We start from the raw sequence: 17645 nt of genomic DNA on the forward strand, positions 1-17645 counted from the left end.
AAATCAGCGACGGACGCCTCAAGCTGCTCCACACACCGCCCACAGGCATACAGCGGCGCCTCACCCGGCGGCGACGCCACCGCAACATCCCCAACACGGGTGACGAGCGTGACCCGATGCCCACACCAGAACCAGCACGCACCCACCAACCACTCCTGCACACTCACCCCTCGCCCTTCCCAGCCCTGGCAAGCACACGCAGCAGGCAGAGGAACGCGACAACCAACCCGAGCAGCACACCACCACCCACCACAGCCACGACCCCGAGGACACTCCCGACACACCGCAACGCCGCCATCACGCCACCGCCCCCTCGTCCACCGGATCGAGGTCAAGGCTGAACCACATGCTCTTGCCGCCGACTTCGGCATCACAGCCGAAGTCGAGGGACATCGCCCGCAGCATCCACAGCCCGCGCCCGGACTCCGCGTCCCAGGCAGGCTCGGCGACTTTCGGCACACACGAGGACCGGTCCCCCACCCGAACCGTCACCCGTTCGCCAGCCCGTACCACCGACAGACAGCAGTACGGATCACCGGCGTGCCGGACGACGTTGCTCAGCAGTTCCGAGACTCCGACGCGGGCCACCTCGACCGTGGCGTCCGACGCACCCCAGGAGGTCAGGACCAGGCTCACCGTACGGCGCCAGGTCTCGATCCGCCGGGCATGGGCATACAGGTCCCAGGTGAACGTGACACCTGTGGAACGGGGTTGGAGCAGGTAGCGGGGTGGGGGCATGGGAGGGCTTCCTTGGCCGTCTGTGACGAAACGGCTACAAGCCTCGCGGGCGCAGAGCTACGCTGACCAGGGGTTAGCTGATGCCTCTTGACCCGACAACGAGTTTCTGCTCTGTGAGGGACGTCGATGGTTGGACCAAGCCCAGAAACCAAACCGATTCCTCCGGCGCGCAGGCAGTTCATGAACGAGCTGGCCACTCTGCGCGCCGAGGCCAAACTGTCGCTCGGAGAGCTTTCCGAGCGAGCCCGGTACGACCGCTCCTACCTCAACCGGCTGGAACGCGGAGAGCGTATCGGTGACCTGGAGACCGCCAAACGCCTCGACGAGGTGTACGGGACCGGGCGCGGTCTTCAGAACCTCTGGGCGCTCGCCAAGGATGACATTCATCCCACCCGCAACCAGCGATACATGGAGCTGGAGGATGTGGCTCGAATCATCCACAAGTACGTTCAGCAGGTGATCCCCGGGCTCCTCCAGACCGAGGAGTACACCCGGGAGCTGATGTGGTCGGCACCGCATCGCCCTGCCGAGGAGGAAATCTTGGAGGCGAGGCTGGCGCTTCGAATGAGCCGCCAGCAGATGCTACGCCGGGAGGACCACCCCCCGTACCTTCGCGTCGTGCTGGACGAATCGGCGTTCGGGCGCCGCCTGAAGGACGGCGATGCCTGGGACCGTCAGCTCCAGCGCCTGCTCGATGACGCCCAGCTCCCAAACATCACCGTTCAGGTGCTCCCTCTGAGCACTGGCCTCCACAACTTGATGGCCGGTTCCCTGTCCCTCCTCTGGCTCCCCGACGGAACCTCCGCCGCCTATCTGGAAGGCAACAGAGCGGGCGAAACGATCGAGGAGCCGAGCGATGTGGAAGAGCTTCGCGTCTCCTACGATGAGGTGAGCGCTCGCGCGCTTTCCCCACTGGACTCCCTGGAGTTCATTCGCAGACTGATGAAAGACCGCTAAAGCTCATGCCAGTCACCCCGGCCAACGCGAACACCGCGCTGTGGCGCAAGTCCAGTTACAGCTCCGGAGCAGAAGAAAACTGCATCGAGGTCGCCGACGGCTTCGCGCAGGTCGTGCCCGTCCGAGACTCCAAGGCGCCCGAGCACATCCTGATCACCCCCACCCCCGCCTGGCGCGCGTTCATCAGCCTCGTCAAGGACTGAGCGAGACAGCCTCCGGGAACGCATCAGCTGATGAAAGGTGGTCCGAAATGATGCGGATCGAACACCCGAACCTCAGCAACGCGCACTGGCACAAATCCAGCTACAGCACTTGGGGAGAAGACAACTGCGTCGAGGTCGCTGACGGCTTCGCGCAGGTCGTGCCCGTCCGGGACTCCAAGGCCCCCGAGCGCATCCTGATCACCCCCACCCCCGCCTGGCGCGCGTTCATCGGCTTCGTCAAGGACTGACCACGGTCTGACGGTCGAGGTCCTGGCCGGGCAGATCGGGGGCTGACCGTGGCCGTCTTCGGGGCGGCGTCACGGCGTGAGCGCTTCGGCGAGCAGTTCGCGCAGCTCCGTCCCGGCCCGGCTGGTCCCGTACGGTGCGGCCTCCTGGTGCAGGTCGCTCAGGCTGTCGCCCACGCGTGGTGAGCCGATGCTGCGGAAGACGCCGAGGGCGCGGTGGGTCTGCGCGAGCGCGGCGTCCACGTCGCCGATGGCGAGGTGTGTGCGGGCCAGGCCGATGGCGTCGAAAGCGGCGGACCGTACGCGGTGCTCGGGGCGGAGGTCCCGGGCACGGCCGAGGAGTTCGAGCGAGGACTGCGCGCGGACGCGGCGGGAGGGCCCGCGGTCGTGCTTGACCGCGATCTGGTGGACGACACCGAGCGTCGCGCACAGCTCGGCCTCGTCGAAGAACGCCATGTGCGGGGGTTCGACGGCCGGATCGACGGTGGTGAACAGTTGTTGCGCCGTGCCCGCCGCCCGTTCGCTCTCCGGGATCTGGCCGAGGATGGCGTGGAAGCGGGCACGGAGGGCGGCGAGCATGGCGCGGGTCGCGGGGGTCGCCTCGTGACGCGCGCCGTATTCGGCGAGGCTCACGAGATCGAGGGCTTCCCGGTAGTGCCCGAGGTGGGACATCTGCCGGGCCATGCACTGGAGGATGTGCGCGCCCAAGGCACGGTCGCCTGCTTCGCTCGCGGCGTGCAGGGCGGTGATGAAGAGGCGTTGGGCGCTGCGGTGCTTGCCCGCGTCGAAGGTCATCCAGCCCGCTACGGAGCCGAGGTCGGCGACGGCGGCGAACAGGGCACGGGCGGTGTCCTCGTCGCGGTAACTCACGGTCTTGAGAAGGTCGTTGGCGTCGGCCATCTGTGCGACGACGGCGCGGCGGGAGAGGACTCCGCCGTGCCGGTTGTCCGCGTCGCGGAACACGGTGGTGACGGCGCGGATGCCCTCGACGTCCGTGGCCCCGATCCGTCCGCGGCGCGCGGCGAGGGCGGACGGGGTGGCGGTGGCCCACTGGTGCAGGGGCACGAGCAGGTCGTCGCCGGTGTGTACGTCCCGGGCCTCGTCGGAGTCACGGCTGTGCGGCACCATCATCTCGCTCCTGGTCAGGTGGTCGATCGCGGCCACGGTGGGCGCGGGCTGCCAGGCCATCGCGGGGCCCGTCACCACGGGGGCCCGCCGGTCGGGGAAGGCCAGGTCCGCGCTGGTCAGCAGGACACCCGTACGGTCGCTGAGGAATTCGGCGATGAGCTGGGGCATGGGCGGGGTGGGGACCTCGCCGGCTCGCCATGCCCGCACCCGTCCGCGGGCCGCAGACCCGACGCGCGCGGTCGGCGGTCGGCTGCGTCTTCCGTCGCACGGAACTGCTCTGATCAGGGTTTCCGCCAGGTGATGCTCTGTTCGTCCGGGGTGATCGTGATCTCGAACTTGTCCAGAGTCGGTGCCCCGTCCGCACGCCAGAGGAAGACGTGCGCCTCGATGTCGTCCCAGATCCGAGCGGGGCCACCCTGGCGGACAGTCCATCGCCCGCCTGTCTCGGTCAACGCGGCCCATGATCCTTCGTCCACATCGATCAGCACATGTTCCGTCCGACCATCCCGGTCGAGGCTGATCCGCTGTGCGCCGGGAGCTGCGATCTGAGCGACGAACCGCGTGTCCCAGTCGTTGATCACCTCAGCCCCGAGGGCCGCCACGCGTTCCTCTCCCTCACTCATGTCGGGCAGCAGTCCGAGCGGCGGCGGCGCCTGGGGCCGGGCGAGCATGAAGGAGATCCGCCCACCGAGGAACGGCCCCGAGGCCGTTCCGTCCTCGCCGACGGTGAGCCGCGCAAGCTCGGAGGCGTACATCCACCCGCCGAGGGTGGCAACGATGATGCCTCCGGGCCGTGTCTGCCTGATCCAGTCGTAGGGGATCGAGACGAGCCCGCACGTGGCGATCACCCTGTCGTACGGGGCGCCTTCCCCATGGCCGGCCAAGCCGTCACCCACGATGAGGTCGGGGTGGAAGCCGACCCGCGCCAGAGCCGTTCCCGCTCGACCGGATACGCCGGGATCGATCTCGATCGATGTGATCAGCTCGTCACCCAAGCGGTGGCAGCCGAGTGCCGTCGAGTAGCCCGTGCCGGTGCCGACTTCGAGCACCCGATCGCCGTCCTCCACCTGGAGGTCTTCCCACATGCGGACCACCAGGCCCGGCAGGGTGCTTGAGGACGTGGGGGCGCGCATGATCCGGCCTCGCAGGTCACCGGGCACAATGGTCCCGGCGATCTGGGTGACCAGGGATGCGTCCTCGTAGCAGCGCGCCATCCACTGGGGATCGTCGGACATGACCGGGGTCCAGGCGGTCGGCCCGTCCCCGTCGATCCGCTCGAAGAACCCGCCGCGCAGGAACTCGTGCCGGGGCACAGCCTCGACGGCCTCGCGCCAGGGCTTCGTCCGCAGAGACCCGCCTTCGTCCAGCGTCCGTGCGAGCTGGAGTCTCCACTCCTGCTCCTTGTCGCTCATGCCGATTTCCTCTCCAGCAGGTCAGCCATGGCCGCGGTCATGGGCAGACCCGTCTCCGGCTCCAGCCACGCCCACTGGCCGGATGAGTTGCACTCCAGGAACCACCATCGCCCAACGGCGTCGATGGCGAAGTCGAATGCGCCGAAGACCAGCCCGAAATGTTCGAGATAGGCCCGGATCGGCTTCTCGACGCCCTCCGGAACCTCGACCACCGAGTACGCGAGCTTTGAGTAATCGGTGCGCCAGTCCAAGAGGCCCGAGTCGATACGAACGGCGAAGATCCGCTCTCCCATGACCGTCAGGCGGACATCCGCCACCTTGTCCACGACGTGCTGGAAGAGGTGCGCCGTGCCCGAGACCGACTCATCGATCTCGTCCGCCGCGACCCTCTCGATCCTGACTGTCGATGACACGCCATCGACCCGGTACAGGGGCGTCGAGAGAGGCTTGTAGACGACCGACCGGTACCGGCGGACGAACTCGCGTGCCTCGATCGGCTCCGAAGTGATCAGCGTCGCCGGGACGTGGAAGCCGCTCGCCACGGCAGCCGCCAGGCCGGAGGGTTTGAACTCGGCGTCTCCGATCCTGTGAGGGTGATTCACGTACAGGCAGTCCGGCAGCGAGGCGAGGACCCCGCCGAGCCCATAACGGGCCTGTGTGATCGCGAACCGCGCGGTCTGCTCGTCCAGGTGCGGGAAGGTGAAGCCCGAGGGCCGGCGGTAGTACATCGACCTGACACGTGCAAGGTCCGCGGTGCGGGTCGGAGTCGTCAGCGACCCGTGCATACCGTGCGGAGTGATGTGCGCCGCGATCGACAGGGTGGTGGGGAAGTCCCCGGAGTCGAACCGTACGACCGGGACGCCCCGGTCGTACAGCTCGTCAATCACCAGGTCGGTCGTGGGGTCGTCCAGGTTGGTGACGACCAGGACCGGACCGAGATCTGTCACTGGTCGGAGTCGTTACCCGTGTCCTGGTCCCCGCCGCCGTCCCCGCCACCGCTCTGTCCGTCCGACGGGTTGCCCGTGTTCGTGGCCGGGTTGGTGCCTGTGCTGGTGCCATGGCCGGGCATCATCAGGGGCTGGCCGCCCTCGTCGAAGTAACGGCCCGTCTGCGTCGCGGGGTCGAGTTCGACCGTTGCGTATCCACGAGACTGCGCGGGGTACGGAGCCATACGACGCAGACCCCATGGCACCGGTGTGGCGATGCCGTTGGGGAGCGGAGTCCCCTGGGGCATCCGGTCCGAGTGGGCGAACATCAATACCTCCGGAATGTGGGAGATCTTCCTTGAGTCGGTCATCGCCAACGGACCGCGTCCGTAGGGGATGAGCACGCGCCCCGTGGCACCGGCCCTGTCCCGCATGTTCCCAACCCGACGGTCCCGATCGTCGAACCGAACGTCATCGTGGATCTTCATCTGATCCGGCATACAGGTCGTCGGCTGCTTGTTCGGAGGGAAGAACACTGGGATCAGCTACTCCACGGTGGGATGCCGGCCTGCCCACCGTAAGCACCGGGTTGGCGTCGGGGCAGGGCGCAGGGAAGCACAGCGACGGAGCACAGCGGACCGGGGCGTGAAGGGAGGGCGGGTCTGGGCCGACCTCCTGAGGCAGGGCGCCCGAGGCCTGACCGAAGGCATACCGCACTGAGCCCCGCGCCGCCGTTGATCCGCCCCCGCCGTCGGAGCCGACGGGCATGGCAGGGTGGTCTCGGCGTCGGCCTGGATGGCGCCGGGGACGACAGTGTTGACACAGATGCCGTGGGGACCACGTTCCCTGGCCAGGGACCGGGAGAAGCCGATGGTCCCGGCCTTTGCGGTGCTGTATGCGGTCAGGCCGGGGCGCTCGGCACGGGCGTTGACGCTGGAGACGTTGATGATGCGCCCCCACTGTCGGCGACCGTCCCCGAGGTGACAGCGTGGCTGACGCGGTAGTGGATGGTCAGGTTGACGTCGAGAGCGCTCGCCCAGGTACGTACGCGGACGACGCGTCGCTCACGACTCGGGGAGCTTTCCCTGCACGGTGATCATCCGCATCCACGTCTCCAGGGTGGCGACGAACTCGTCGAGGTCCGCAGTGGTGTGCGCGGCCCGCTCGTGCTCCCAGCCGGGATCGAGGACGGCGATGCGGAAGCCGTGGCGCCCGTACCAGCCGGCGTCTATGGTGATCTCCCGAGCCCGCAGGCCGCCCTTCTCGGCCACCTCCTCCGCGGTCAGCCACGGCGGTGGTGCGGTACGCGCCCAGTACAGGTCCTCGGAGTCGTTGATCCTGACCCTTCCATCCGGCAGGCGTCGAACCCACAGCTGGTTGTAGATGACATTCCAACCGGCCGGGACACGCAACGGGATCAGGCCCCCATCCCCGGAAGCGGTCACGGCCAGCGGGGAATTGGCCGGAAGTCGGAAGATCGGGTCCATGCGCCCGCAGCGTAGTGCGCGGGGGGACTCGACGCGTCAGCGCTGATGCGGCACTCATCCACGAGCCAGCCGCCCTCGTGCCGGGTTCTGGCCCTCTCCTCGCTGCGGCTGTTCCCGTTACCGGACGGTGGCGGTGTGCAGGTCGTGGAGTACGTCGGCCAGGACGGTGGCGGCGTCGCCGAGTGTCTCCCGGTCGAATGTCGCTGTGCTGTCGGTCCAAGGCTGGGCGTTGACGAGTGCCCGGAGTGTGTCGGGGCGGCAGTGGTCGATGAGGCTGGCGGCGGGGAAGACCGTGCCGGATGTGCCGATGGCCATCCACACGTCGGCATGCCGTGCGGCGTCGATCGAGGCCCGCATCTTCTTGGCGGGGAGGCGTTCGCCGAACAGGACGACGTCGAGGCGGGCGAGGCGTCCGCAGTGCGGGCAGGTGGGCAGCGTCTCGTGGATGTCCTCGTCGGGCCAGGCACCGTTGCGGGCGTGGCAGGCCTTTCCCGAGCAGCGGGTGCGGAACACGCTGCCGTGCAGTTCGGTGACGGAGGCGGACCCGGCCCTGCTGTGGAGCCCGTCGATGTTCTGGGTGGCGATGTGCACGTCGAAGAAGGCCTCGGCGGCGACCAGCGCGGCGTGTGCCGGGTTGGGCCGGGCGAGGGCGGAGGCGTGGCGCAGTTCGTTCCAGTGGTCCCACGCCTGTCGGGCCCTGCCGCGCCAGCGGGACGCGGTGGTGAGCTTCGCGACGTCCGGATCGCGGTCCCACATGCCGTCGCCGCCCCGGTAGACGGGAAGCCCCGAGGGCGCGGAGATGCCGGCCCCGGTGAGGACCGCGAGCCGAGGTCTGCGGTCGGCCACCGCCACATCGTTCATGCGACCAGTCTCAACCCGTTGCCCAGCCCCGCGACACCGGTTTCTCGCATGAGGGCTGACGAACAGTCGGCGAGCGGACGCCCGTGAGTCGTCGGGGTTCGATCGTGGATGTCCTGTGACAGAACGGTCATTGATCCTCTGAGGGCCGCGTCCCTACCGTGTCTCCATCGCACGACGCTTACGGGGCATGGGGGTTCGGCCGTGGCACGTCCTTCTGATTGGTCTCCGGTGGGGATGGATTCTGATCCGACGCCGGGTGATCCGGAGGAGGTGCGGCTGCTGGCGGATGAGTTGCAGGCGTTCTCCGATGATGTGGCGGAGGCGCTGGGGAAGGTCCGGGGTCTGGCGTCGGATCGTGCGGTGCAGGACTGGGCGGGGTTGTCGGCGGAGGCGTTCCGCAGCGAGTTCGACGGTGTGCCGGGCAACTTGGAGAAGCTGCGGGACTCGTACGACTTGTGTGCGCAGGCGTTGGGGACGTACTGGCCGAAGTTGCAGGCGGCGCAGGGGCAGGCCGACCGCGCGCTGGATCGTGCCATTGCTGCGCAGGCTGATCTGACGTCGGCGCAGGGTGCGTTGGGGGATGCGCAGGACTGGGTTGGCAGGGCTGGTGAGGAGGCGGAGCGCCTTCAGCGGGAGGGGGAGCGGGCGGGTGCGCCTGCGCCGGATGAGGCGGAGGTGCGTGCGGCCACGCGGGATCGGCAGGCGGCTGATCAGGCGCGGGAGTCCGCACAGGCCCGGGTGGACACGGCGCAGGACTCTTTGGATGCGGCGCGGGAGTTGGCGCGGCAGGCCAGGGAGATGCGTGAGGAGGCTGCCCGGGAGGCGGCGCGTGACATCGACGAGGCGTCCGATGCCGGGATCCAGAACCGCAAGTGGTGGCAGAAGGCGGTTCATTGGGTCACGGAGAACTGGGACACGATAGTTGACGTGTGCAAGGTGATCGTCGCCGTCCTCGGGGTCGTGGTGATGATCATCGGCGGGCCACTGGCGTGGGTCGTGCTCGCGGCGGCGCTGGTCGTGCTGGCGGACACACTGGTCAAGTACGCCAATGGGGAAGCGTCGTTGTGGGATGTCGCGTTCGCGGCCCTGGACTGCATCCCGGGCATGAAGGGGCTCACCACGCTAGGCGGTCTCGCCCGAGGGTTGAGAGGCGGCCTTGCCGCCGCCCGTACCGGGCTGCGGGGCATTGCCCAGGGCGTCCGTGGCCTCGCCACCCGCGGTCGCGCCATGCTCTCCCACGGCGCCCAGGCCCTCCAGTCCCGCTTCCGCAGCATCCTCCGCACCACCGGCAGCGACCCCGTGGACATGGCGACGGGCCGCATGTTCCTGCCGCAGACGGACCTCACCCTGCCGGGCACGCTGCCGTTCGCGTTCACCCGGCGCGTGGACTCGGGCTACCGGGCCGGGCGCTGGTTCGGCCCCACGTGGTCGTCCACCGTGGACGAGCGGCTCGAAACGGACCGCGAGGGCGTCGTGTTCCTCGCCGAGGACGGCATGCTCCTCGCCTACCCCCACCCGCCGCAGTCCGGCGCCCCCGTCCTCCCCGAGGTCGGCCCCCGGCGCCCGCTGGCCCGTACGCCGGACGGCGGCTGCACGCTCACCGACCCCGCCACCGGCCTCGTCCGCCACTTCCCCCCGCCCGACCGCACCGGAACCGCGTGGCTCGTCCGCCTGTCCGACCGCAATGGCAACCACGCCGACTTCGACCGCGACGGCGACGGCGCCCCCACCGCCATCCGCCACTCCGGCGGCTACCACCTCGCGCTCACCACCGACCAGGGCCGCGTCACCGCCCTCGACCTGCTCCACGCCGACGGCACCCGCACCGCCGTACGCCGCTACCACTACACGGACGGCGACCTCACCGAAGTCCACGGCCCCACCGGCCGCCTGCTGAGCCTCGCCTACGACCACCGGCTGCGCGTCACCTCCTGGACGGACTCCAACGGCCGCCGCTACGACTACGCCTACGACGCCCGCGACCGCTGCGTCTCCGAAGGCGGCGAGGCCGGGCACATCGCGGTCACCCTGGAGTACGACGGCACCGACCCCGCCTGGCCGGGCCACCGCGTCACGACGCTGACGACCGCCGCCGGGGACGTCACCCGCTTCGTCGTCAACGACGCGTACCAAGTCGTCGCCGAGACCGACCCGTTGGGCCACACCACCCGCACCCGCTACGACGCCCACCACCACGTCACCGCCTGGACGGACGCCCTCGGCCGCACCACCCGCGTCACCCTCGACCCCGCCGGGCGCCCCGTCGAGGTGACGTACCCGGACGGCGCCGTGTCCCGCTCGGTGTGGGACGGGGCGACGCGGACCGCGACGGCCGCGCTGCCGGGCGGGAGCTGGCTGCGGGAGTTCGACGAACGGGGCAACTGCGTCGCCGTCACCGACCCCTCCGGCGCCACCACCCGCTACGCGTACGACGCACGCGGCGCCCTCGCCGCCGTCACCGACCCGCTCGGCGCGACGACCCGCCTGCGCTGCGACGCGGCCGGACTGCCCGTCCTGATCACCGACCCGCTGGGGCACAGCACGACACGGCGGTACGACGCGTTCGGCCGGGTCGCCGAGTACACGGACGCGCTGGGCGCCACGGTCGCCGTGCGGTGGACGGCGGACGGGCACCCCGCCGCCCGGCGCGGACCGGACGGCGCGACGGAGGCCTGGGAGTACGACGGCGAGGGCAACTGCGTCCGCCACACCGCGCCCGACGGCGGCGTGACCGCCTTCGAGTACGGCCACTTCGACCTCCTCACGGCGCGCACCGACCCGGACGGCGCGCGCCACACGTTCACGCACGACGCGTCGCTGCGCCTCACCTCGGTCACCGGACCGCGGGGCCGCGCCTGGGAGTACACGTACGACGCGGCCGGACGGCTCGCGGCGGAGCGGGACTTCGACGGCCGCACGACCACCTACCGCCGCGACGCCGCCGACCGCCTCGTGGCGCGCACCAACGCGGCGGGGCAGACCGTCACGTTCGCCTACGACGAGTTGGGCCGCCTCACCGGGAAGACCCTCGACGGCGTGGCCTACGCGTTCGAGCACTTCCGCGGCGGCGGCATGGCGCGGGTGACGGGCCCCGGGCTGACGATGGCGTGGGAGCGGGACGCGCTCGGCCGCGTCCGTTCGGAGACGGTCAACGGGCGGACGCTGTCGTTCGGTTACGACGCCGCCGGGCGCCGCGTGTCCCGCCGCACGCCGTCCGGGGTGGCCAGCTCGTACGACTGGGACGCCGCCGGGCGGCGGGTGCGGCTCAACGCGGCCGGGCACACCGTGTCGTTCGACCACGACCCGGTGGGCCGCGAGACCGGCCGCCGCGTGGACGACGCCCTGTCCCTGGCCCGCGCCTGGGACCCGGCGGGGCGGCCGACGGACCTGGCGGTCACGTCCGGCGGCGACGCGCTCCAGCGCCTCGGCTGGGCGTACGGCCCCGGCGGCGGCCTGGCCGGGGTGCGGGACGCGCTGCGCGGCGACACGCGCCTCACGCACGACGCGGCGGGGCGCGTCACCGACGTGCGCGGGCGCGACAGCGTCGAGTCGTACGCGTACGACCCCGCCGGGAACCAGACGCACGCCTCCTGGTCGGGCCACCGCCCCGGCGTCGAGTCGCAGGGCGACCGCACCTACCGGGGCACGGGCCTGCGGCGCGCGGGCGCGGTGCACTACGAGTACGACAAGGCGGGCCGCATCACGCTGCGGCGCAGGACGCGGCTGTCGCGCAAGCCCGACGTGTGGCGGTACGCGTGGGACGCGGAGGACCGGCTCGTCGCGCTGACGACGCCGGACGGGACGGTGTGGCGCTACCTGTACGACCCGTTCGGGCGCCGGACGGCGAAGCAGCGGCTGGCGGCGGACGGGGTGACGGTCGCCGAGGAGACCGCGTTCACCTGGGACGGGACGACGCTGGTCGAGCAGACGACGAGCGGGCCCGGCATGGCGCGGCCCGTCAGCCTGACGTGGGAGCACGACGGTCTCGCGCCGGTCACGCAGACGGAACGCCGTACGGGCGCGGGGGCGGACACCGACGACGACACGGACGCGCGGTTCTTCGCGATCGTCTCCGACCTGGTGGGCACGCCCACCGAACTGGTCGACGAGGACGGGCGGATCGCGTGGAGCGGCCACCGCACGCTGTGGGGCCTCACCGCCTGGCCGGCGGGCAGCTCCGCGCACACCCCGCTGCGCTTTCCCGGCCAGTACCACGACCCGGAGAGCGGACTCCACTACAACTACCACCGCTATTACGACCCGGAGACCGCCCGCTATCTCTCCCAGGACCCCCTGGGACTCGACCCGGCGCCCAATCCCCACACCTACGTGCGGAATCCGCTGGAGCAGACCGATCCGCTCGGTCTCGGCCCCTACACGATTCTGTACCATGGCTCGATGAACTGGCAGGGCACGGAATTCGCGCTCGATCTCTCGCAGACGGCGAAACGGCCCGGCACACCGGAGGCGGGCGTCTACATGACGGACGACTTCACACGCGCGGCCACCGGTTACGGCCGTGGCGGGCACGTCGTCCGCATCAAGGTCCCGGAGGAATTCGCCGCATCCATCCGGCAGATGGGCGGGCCGAACGGGAACCAGCCGGAATTCTTCGTCAACACGCCCGAGGGCCTCGCGATCGTCAACGAGGGAATCACCGAGATCCTGCCGACCATGGAAGCCATCGGACGCAATTTCGCCGGTACTTTCTGACCGGCCGCCAGGAAAAGAAAGCAGAGAACGCGCGCTCATGACGGACGCCCTCCCGCCCATTTCCGAGACCACCCTCGGCCACGACATCTTCGGCCCCCTGTGGGCGGCCGTGGACGTCGGCAGCGTGCGCGCCGCCGGGCGGCCGGTGACGACGGTCTCGCCCGCCGCGTTCGCCGAGGCGCACGGGGACGTCCTGGCGCGCGTGCTCGAACTCGTGCGCCGGATCGGGCGGTTCCAGCCGGGGACGATGGCGATCTTCCACGAGGCGGGCTGGCCGACGGAGCGCAGCGCCGACGAGGCGGGCCTCTACCTGCTGCTGCACGCCGGGGCGATCGAGGACTACCCGCCGGACATGGCCGACCCGGCCGTGGTGGACCGCATGCTGGGGATGGGCGGCGACCTCGTGCTGACGGCGTTCCTGCACGCGCTCGTGGGGGCCGCCGGGGTGCGGGGCGGCGGGCTCGCGGAGAACGTGCCGCTCGTCGCCGAGGCGGTGCGCCTGGTGGCCGGGCTGCTGGGGCGGGACGGGGACGCGGCGCTGCGCGACACGTTCCGCATGTGGCGCGTCGCCCACCTGCCGGGCATCCTGCGCCCCGACGCGCCGACCCCGGCCGCCGCCAAGGCGACCTGCCGGGCGTACGCGCACGCGCTGGGCGACGCCATCGGCGTGTGAGCCGCGCCACGACCGGGGTTCGCCACCGCGAAGAACTCCCTGCGGCCCGATCCGCTGTTTCCTGTTGGGGGAAACAGCCTGTGCCCCGCCTGTCCGCTCTGGTAGACAGCACGTTGACGGGGATGTCGGGGGACGCGTTGACCCTTGGCTCGCCCGGGACTTCGCATCCGTGACCCTTTGTGTGCACACCGCCGTCCCGGGCCCGCCTGTCATCTTCTCGCTCCGCGCCCGGCCGGTCCCACCGGCGGGGCGCACCCACTGTCACCAGGAGGAACGACCAGATGAGAACGCTCACCCGTCTCGCGGGCACCGTCGGTGCCGCGGCCCTGATCGCGGGCGGCGTCGCCGCCTCACCGGCCCAGGCGCGGGACGCCCAGGCCTGCATGACGAACTGGCACAACCAGGTCGACATCATCGTCGCCATCGGCTGTTTCCAGCACAACGGCGACGACATCACGGTCAAGGACACCTGGGCGGACGGCTTCCGCGCCGTGGTCAAGTGGGAGACGGACTACGGCCGCGAGGGCTCGTGCCACAACGCCCTGGGCGAGGGCTGGACGGTGATCTGCGACTACAACTTCGCGGAGAAGAAGCACATCCACTTCAAGACGTGCATCCAGAAGGGCGCCGAGGGCCGGGAGCAGGACTGCACCCCGTGGACGGGCTGGATACTCATCTGACCCGCGCCCGGCACGCCCCCGCCGCCCGCCGTGTCCCACCGGGGCGTGGCGGGCGGTGGCGCGCCGGGGCCCGTTACCATACGGTCGGGTACGGTCCGGTCCGGTCGTGACGGCGGGGGGATGCGGCGATGGAGTACAAGGGCTTCACCGAGGAGGACGTGCGGGCGGCCGTGACGGCGGACGGCGGGCCCGACGCCTGGAAGACCGGTCCCGCGTTCCTGCGCGAGATCGACCCCGACGAGATGAGCGACACCGCCGTGGTCTACGCGCGGGCCGGGGCCGAGTCGGTCAACTCCCTCCAGCTCGCGGAGCGTTCCGAGGAGCTGAGCGAGAAGTCGGGCACGGCGGACGGCGTCCCGTTCACCGACGCCGAGGAACGCCTCGCCGAGACCGCGCGCGGACTCCAGGGCAAGGGCGCGGACGGCATGTACGAGGTCGTGGACACCCTGCGCCTGGCCATGGCGGACGCGATGGACACGCGCGGCGCCGTCGCGGACCGGCTGAGCGCGCCGGACGGCCTGCACGCGACGGTGCGGCGGCACATCGCCGCCGCCGAGACCGCCTGGGAGTTCGCCATCTGCCAGGTGGACATGCCCGACGACGCCGCCGAGACGATCAGGGAGCAGCACCTGCGGGCCGCCGTGCGCGACGCGCGCGTGATCGCCGGTGACATCGCCGACGCCATCGACGGCTACCGCACCCGCCTGGTCGGCCACGCCGGTGAACTCGCCGCCCAGGGCTACGACGTGACGGACGGCGCCCTCGACCTGTGGCTCGCGCCGGGCAACGCCGCGTTCCTCGCGGAGGGCGTGCGGCTCGAACTGGAGAAGGCGGAGGACAACCCCGAGGACATCGACTGGGACTTCGCGCTGCGCAACCTGGAGCCGTTCCTGGCCGTCATCGCCCGGGGCAGGGGCGGGGACCTGACGCTCGACGAGTACCGCTACCTGGACGCGTTCTTCGAGAACGCCGGCGGCGGCGACGCGTACGTCAACCTCGGCCGCCTCCTCCAGGAGCGCGACGACCTGGACCTGTCCGCCGCCGACAACGACCGGCTGAGCGGTATCGCGGGCGCCTTCGCGGACGGCATGCTCACCGCGTACGGCCACGACACCGTCCGCATGCCCGACTCGATGGCCCACCTGTTCAAGGTCTACCAGTGGCGCGAAAGCGGCTCCGCCTGGCACGACTTCGAGAAGTTCGGCGAGGTCATGGGCTACGCCTCGGCGACCCCGACGCGGCGGATGGTGGAGGACCTGGTGTCCACGGCCATCGTCGGCATCCGCTCGCAGCACGGCAACACCGGCAGCGACGGCGTGCTGCACGCCGCGCTCCAGAACCTGCCGGTCGCGGCCGAGGAGATCGGGCGGTACGACAACTACTGGGCGGACAAGCGCCTGGAGGCGGCACGCTGATGTGCGCCGTCAGGCGGGCGCGGCGGCCTCGACCGGGGCGAGCCCGAGTTCGCCGTCGGGGCCCGGCTCGATGAGCGCGAACGCCGGCGCCCCGTCGCGTATGTGCGCGAGGCAGACGACCTCGGTGGGGCCGACGGTGGCGTGGTGGCGGCGGTGCATGTGGCCGCAGAAATGCCAGCGCGGGCGCAACCGGCGTGTCAGGTCCAGCAGTTCGGGGCGGCCGACCGAGTCGTAGGGCAGGCCGTCGCCGATCCCGGCGGGCCAGTCGTGCGTGAGGAGGATGTGCGGGCGGTCGGCGCGGCGGACGCGGGCCAGCTCACCGGCGCTGTAGTACGTGCGGTCCTTGAGGGTCTCGCGGCGCGGGCGCGCGGCCTCGCTGACGCGCGGCGAGTGGATGCCGGAGAGGAACGCGACGCGCAGCCCGGCGACTTCGGCCGTGCCCGCCCGGCCCAGGAAGTACACGTCGCCGCTCCACCTGCCGGGTCCCGCGGCGTCCAGCGCGGGCCACGGCTCGTGGTTGCCGCCGATGAAGTGGAGCGGCGCGCCGAGGTCGAGCAGGCCGTGGTGGACGTACGGGAAGTCGCCCGTCCTGCGGTACTTGGCGGGGCCGTGGACCCCGGCGGCCTCCGCGTCGTCGCGGTTGGGCTCGACGTCGCCGACGGCGAGGATCGCGTCCACCGGGCCGTGCGCCGCGCGGACGGCGGCCGACCAGGCGGCCAGCGCCTCGAAGTTCCCGTGGACGTCCCCCACCACCAGCACGCGTGTCACGCCCCCGACGCTACGGGCCGTCCGGGGCGCGGCGCTACCATACGGTCGGGTATGTGCGGCGGCGGAGGGCGGTGGCGATGGACTACCGGGGGTTCACCGAGGAGGACGTCAGGGCGGCCGTGACGGCGGACGGCGGGCCCGACGCCTGGAAGACCGGTCCCGCGTTCCTGCGGGAGATCGACCCGGAGGAGATGAGCGACACCGCCGTGGTCTACGCGCGGGCCGGTGGCGAGGCGGTCAACTCGGGACAGCTCGCGGCGCGTTCGGAGGAGCTGAGCGAGAGGTCGGGCGCGGCGGACGGCGTCCCGTTCACCGACGCCGAGCAGCGCCTCGCCGAGACCGCGCGCGGACTCCAGGGCGAAGGCGCCGCGGGCATGTACGAGGTCGTGGACACGCTGCGCCTCGCCATGGCCGACGCGATGGACACCAGGACCGCCGTCGCCGAGCTGCTGGACGGGCCGGACGGCCTCCACGCGACGGTGCGGCGGCACATCGCCGCGGCGCAGCAGGACTGGGAGTTCGCCATCTGCCAGGTGGACATCCCCGACGACGCCGCCGACACCATCAGGGAACGGCACCTGCGCGCCGCCGTACGCGACGCGTCGGCGGTCGCCGGAGACCTCACCGACGCCGTCGACGGCTACCGCACCCGCATGACCGGCCGCGCCGCCGAACTCGCCGCCCAGGGCTACGACGTGACCGACGGCGCCCTCGACCTGTGGCTCACACCGGGCAACGCCGCGTTCCTCGCGGAGGGCGTACGGCTCGAACTCGCGAAGTCCGCGGACCGCCCCGGGGACATCGACTGGGACTTCGCCCTCCGCAACCTCGAACCGCTCCTCGCCATCATCGCCCGGGGCAAGAACGCGGACCTCACCCCCGCCGAATACCGCTACCTCGATGCGTTCTACGAGCACGCGGGCGGCGGCGACGCGTTCGTGGACCTCGGACGGCTCCTCCTCCGCCGCGACGACCTGCGCCTGCCCCCCGCCGACGACGACCGCCTCAGCGGCATCGCGGGCGCCTTCGCCGACGGCATGCTCACCGCCTACGGCCACGACACCGTCCGCATGCCCGATTCCATGGCCCGCCTCTTCCAGGTCTACAGGTACAAGGGGACCGGTGGGTGGTGGGGCGACTTCCAGAAGTTCGGCGAGGTCATGGGCTACGCCACCGTCACCCCCACCCGGCGGATGACCGAGGACCTCGTGTCCACCGCCATCGTCAGCCACCGCAAGGGCTGGGAGCTGGACGAGCGCTCCGGCAGCGACGGGGTGATGCACGCCGCGCTCCTCAACCTGCCCGTCGCCGCCGAGGAGATCCGCGGCTACAACAGCGCCAACAACCAGTGGGCCCTCCGCGTGCTCGACGAGGCGTCCTGAGGTTCCGGAACCGGGCACGCTGGAAAAGTCGCCGGAAATCTCCCTACGCTGCGCAGA

Annotated in this window: 17 protein-coding genes; 8 read left to right on the forward strand and 9 right to left on the reverse strand. The window is 71.0% G+C overall.

The window, feature by feature from the left end; all coding sequences use genetic code 11:
- Nucleotides 1–297 precede the first annotated feature (297 nt).
- Complete coding sequence (locus ACIBPC_RS17920) at nucleotides 298–738, reverse strand: ATP-binding protein (RefSeq protein WP_398845654.1); 441 nt, start codon at nucleotides 736–738, stop codon at nucleotides 298–300.
- Nucleotides 739–918: 180 nt separating this feature from the next.
- Here ACIBPC_RS17920 and ACIBPC_RS17925 point away from each other — a divergent pair, with 180 nt between their 5' ends.
- The 3 genes from ACIBPC_RS17925 to ACIBPC_RS17935 are packed head-to-tail and all read left to right on the forward strand — an operon-like array spanning nucleotide 919 to nucleotide 2146.
- Entirely contained in the window at nucleotides 919–1695 is a 777-nt protein-coding gene (locus tag ACIBPC_RS17925; protein WP_398845657.1) for a helix-turn-helix transcriptional regulator, read from the forward strand.
- A gap of 5 nt (nucleotides 1696–1700) precedes the next feature.
- On the forward strand, nucleotides 1701–1898 hold the full coding sequence (locus ACIBPC_RS17930) for a DUF397 domain-containing protein (protein WP_398845660.1): 198 nt from the start codon (nucleotides 1701–1703) through the stop codon (nucleotides 1896–1898).
- Between the two features lie 47 nt (nucleotides 1899–1945).
- Nucleotides 1946–2146: a DUF397 domain-containing protein gene (locus tag ACIBPC_RS17935; RefSeq protein WP_362958134.1), complete on the forward strand. Its 201-nt coding sequence runs from the start codon at nucleotides 1946–1948 to the stop codon at nucleotides 2144–2146.
- 69 nt (nucleotides 2147–2215) lie between these two features.
- On the opposite strand, the gene ACIBPC_RS17940 is transcribed toward ACIBPC_RS17935, so the two are convergent.
- The 7 genes from ACIBPC_RS17940 to ACIBPC_RS17970 all read right to left on the reverse strand — a co-directional run bounded on the left by ACIBPC_RS17940 (nucleotide 2216) and on the right by ACIBPC_RS17970 (nucleotide 7957).
- Nucleotides 2216–3439, reverse strand: a complete 1224-nt coding sequence (locus ACIBPC_RS17940) for a transcriptional regulator (protein WP_398845664.1) — start codon at nucleotides 3437–3439, stop codon at nucleotides 2216–2218.
- A gap of 113 nt (nucleotides 3440–3552) precedes the next feature.
- Nucleotides 3553–4683 (reverse strand): ATP-grasp peptide maturase system methyltransferase, encoded by a 1131-nt coding sequence (gene tgmC, locus ACIBPC_RS17945; protein WP_398845667.1) that lies wholly within the window; start codon nucleotides 4681–4683, stop codon nucleotides 3553–3555.
- Nucleotides 4680–5630 carry an ATP-grasp ribosomal peptide maturase gene (gene tgmB, locus ACIBPC_RS17950; protein WP_398845670.1) on the reverse strand — a complete coding sequence of 317 codons (951 nt, stop codon included), beginning with the start codon at nucleotides 5628–5630 and terminating at the stop codon, nucleotides 4680–4682. Before tgmB ends, tgmC begins: the two co-directional genes overlap by 4 nt.
- A complete protein-coding gene (tgmA, locus tag ACIBPC_RS17955) occupies nucleotides 5627–5938 on the reverse strand; it encodes a putative ATP-grasp-modified RiPP (protein ID WP_398846553.1) in 312 nt (103 codons plus the stop codon). Before tgmA ends, tgmB begins: the two co-directional genes overlap by 4 nt.
- Nucleotides 5939–6154: 216 nt before the next feature.
- Nucleotides 6155–6649 carry an SDR family NAD(P)-dependent oxidoreductase gene (locus tag ACIBPC_RS17960; RefSeq protein WP_398846554.1) on the reverse strand — a complete coding sequence of 165 codons (495 nt, stop codon included), beginning with the start codon at nucleotides 6647–6649 and terminating at the stop codon, nucleotides 6155–6157.
- A 24-nt stretch (nucleotides 6650–6673) separates the two neighbouring features.
- Nucleotides 6674–7096 carry a hypothetical protein gene (locus ACIBPC_RS17965; protein WP_398845673.1) on the reverse strand — a complete coding sequence of 141 codons (423 nt, stop codon included), beginning with the start codon at nucleotides 7094–7096 and terminating at the stop codon, nucleotides 6674–6676.
- Between the two features lie 117 nt (nucleotides 7097–7213).
- Nucleotides 7214–7957: an SIR2 family NAD-dependent protein deacylase gene (locus ACIBPC_RS17970; protein ID WP_398845676.1), complete on the reverse strand. Its 744-nt coding sequence runs from the start codon at nucleotides 7955–7957 to the stop codon at nucleotides 7214–7216.
- Between the two features lie 234 nt (nucleotides 7958–8191).
- Between ACIBPC_RS17970 and ACIBPC_RS17975 the strand changes: the two genes are divergently transcribed.
- The 4 genes from ACIBPC_RS17975 to ACIBPC_RS17990 all read left to right on the forward strand — a co-directional run bounded on the left by ACIBPC_RS17975 (nucleotide 8192) and on the right by ACIBPC_RS17990 (nucleotide 15438).
- Entirely contained in the window at nucleotides 8192–12670 is a 4479-nt protein-coding gene (locus ACIBPC_RS17975; protein WP_398845679.1) for a DUF6531 domain-containing protein, read from the forward strand.
- 37 nt (nucleotides 12671–12707) lie between these two features.
- A complete protein-coding gene (locus tag ACIBPC_RS17980; protein ID WP_398845682.1) occupies nucleotides 12708–13343 on the forward strand; it encodes a hypothetical protein in 636 nt (211 codons plus the stop codon).
- A 281-nt stretch (nucleotides 13344–13624) separates the two neighbouring features.
- Complete coding sequence (locus tag ACIBPC_RS17985) at nucleotides 13625–14023, forward strand: hypothetical protein (RefSeq protein WP_362958165.1); 399 nt, start codon at nucleotides 13625–13627, stop codon at nucleotides 14021–14023.
- 128 nt (nucleotides 14024–14151) lie between these two features.
- Nucleotides 14152–15438, forward strand: coding sequence for a hypothetical protein (locus ACIBPC_RS17990; protein ID WP_398845685.1), 1287 nt, complete (start codon nucleotides 14152–14154; stop codon nucleotides 15436–15438).
- Between the two features lie 9 nt (nucleotides 15439–15447).
- Here the strand turns inward: ACIBPC_RS17990 and ACIBPC_RS17995 are convergent, their stop codons facing one another.
- Nucleotides 15448–16206 (reverse strand): metallophosphoesterase, encoded by a 759-nt coding sequence (locus ACIBPC_RS17995; protein ID WP_398845688.1) that lies wholly within the window; start codon nucleotides 16204–16206, stop codon nucleotides 15448–15450.
- A gap of 53 nt (nucleotides 16207–16259) precedes the next feature.
- On the opposite strand from ACIBPC_RS17995, the gene ACIBPC_RS18000 reads away from it, so the two are divergent.
- The gene (locus tag ACIBPC_RS18000; protein ID WP_398845690.1) at nucleotides 16260–17588 is read left to right on the forward strand and encodes a hypothetical protein; all 1329 of its coding nucleotides are present in this window, start codon (nucleotides 16260–16262) and stop codon (nucleotides 17586–17588) included.
- Nucleotides 17589–17645: the final 57 nt, after the last annotated feature.

Origin of the sequence: Streptomyces sp. NPDC049879 (assembly GCF_044461265.1) — a bacterium.
Lineage (GTDB): Bacteria > Actinomycetota > Actinomycetes > Streptomycetales > Streptomycetaceae > Streptomyces.

Bases quoted from the DNA above. Each gene is read 5' to 3' on its own strand.
- ACIBPC_RS17920 (WP_398845654.1), bottom strand. From the start codon at position 738: ATGCCCCCACCCCGCTACCTGCTCCAACCCCGTTCCACAGGTGTCACG.
- ACIBPC_RS17925 (WP_398845657.1), top strand. From the start codon at position 919: ATGAACGAGCTGGCCACTCTGCGCGCCGAGGCCAAACTGTCGCTCGGA.
- ACIBPC_RS17930 (WP_398845660.1), top strand. From the start codon at position 1,701: ATGCCAGTCACCCCGGCCAACGCGAACACCGCGCTGTGGCGCAAGTCC.
- ACIBPC_RS17935 (WP_362958134.1), top strand. From the start codon at position 1,946: ATGATGCGGATCGAACACCCGAACCTCAGCAACGCGCACTGGCACAAA.
- ACIBPC_RS17940 (WP_398845664.1), bottom strand. From the start codon at position 3,439: ATGCCCCAGCTCATCGCCGAATTCCTCAGCGACCGTACGGGTGTCCTG.
- tgmC (WP_398845667.1), bottom strand. From the start codon at position 4,683: ATGAGCGACAAGGAGCAGGAGTGGAGACTCCAGCTCGCACGGACGCTG.
- tgmA (WP_398846553.1), bottom strand. From the start codon at position 5,938: ATGTTCGCCCACTCGGACCGGATGCCCCAGGGGACTCCGCTCCCCAAC.
- ACIBPC_RS17965 (WP_398845673.1), bottom strand. From the start codon at position 7,096: ATGGACCCGATCTTCCGACTTCCGGCCAATTCCCCGCTGGCCGTGACC.
- ACIBPC_RS17970 (WP_398845676.1), bottom strand. From the start codon at position 7,957: ATGAACGATGTGGCGGTGGCCGACCGCAGACCTCGGCTCGCGGTCCTC.
- ACIBPC_RS17975 (WP_398845679.1), top strand. From the start codon at position 8,192: ATGGATTCTGATCCGACGCCGGGTGATCCGGAGGAGGTGCGGCTGCTG.
- ACIBPC_RS17980 (WP_398845682.1), top strand. From the start codon at position 12,708: ATGACGGACGCCCTCCCGCCCATTTCCGAGACCACCCTCGGCCACGAC.
- ACIBPC_RS17985 (WP_362958165.1), top strand. From the start codon at position 13,625: ATGAGAACGCTCACCCGTCTCGCGGGCACCGTCGGTGCCGCGGCCCTG.
- ACIBPC_RS17990 (WP_398845685.1), top strand. From the start codon at position 14,152: ATGGAGTACAAGGGCTTCACCGAGGAGGACGTGCGGGCGGCCGTGACG.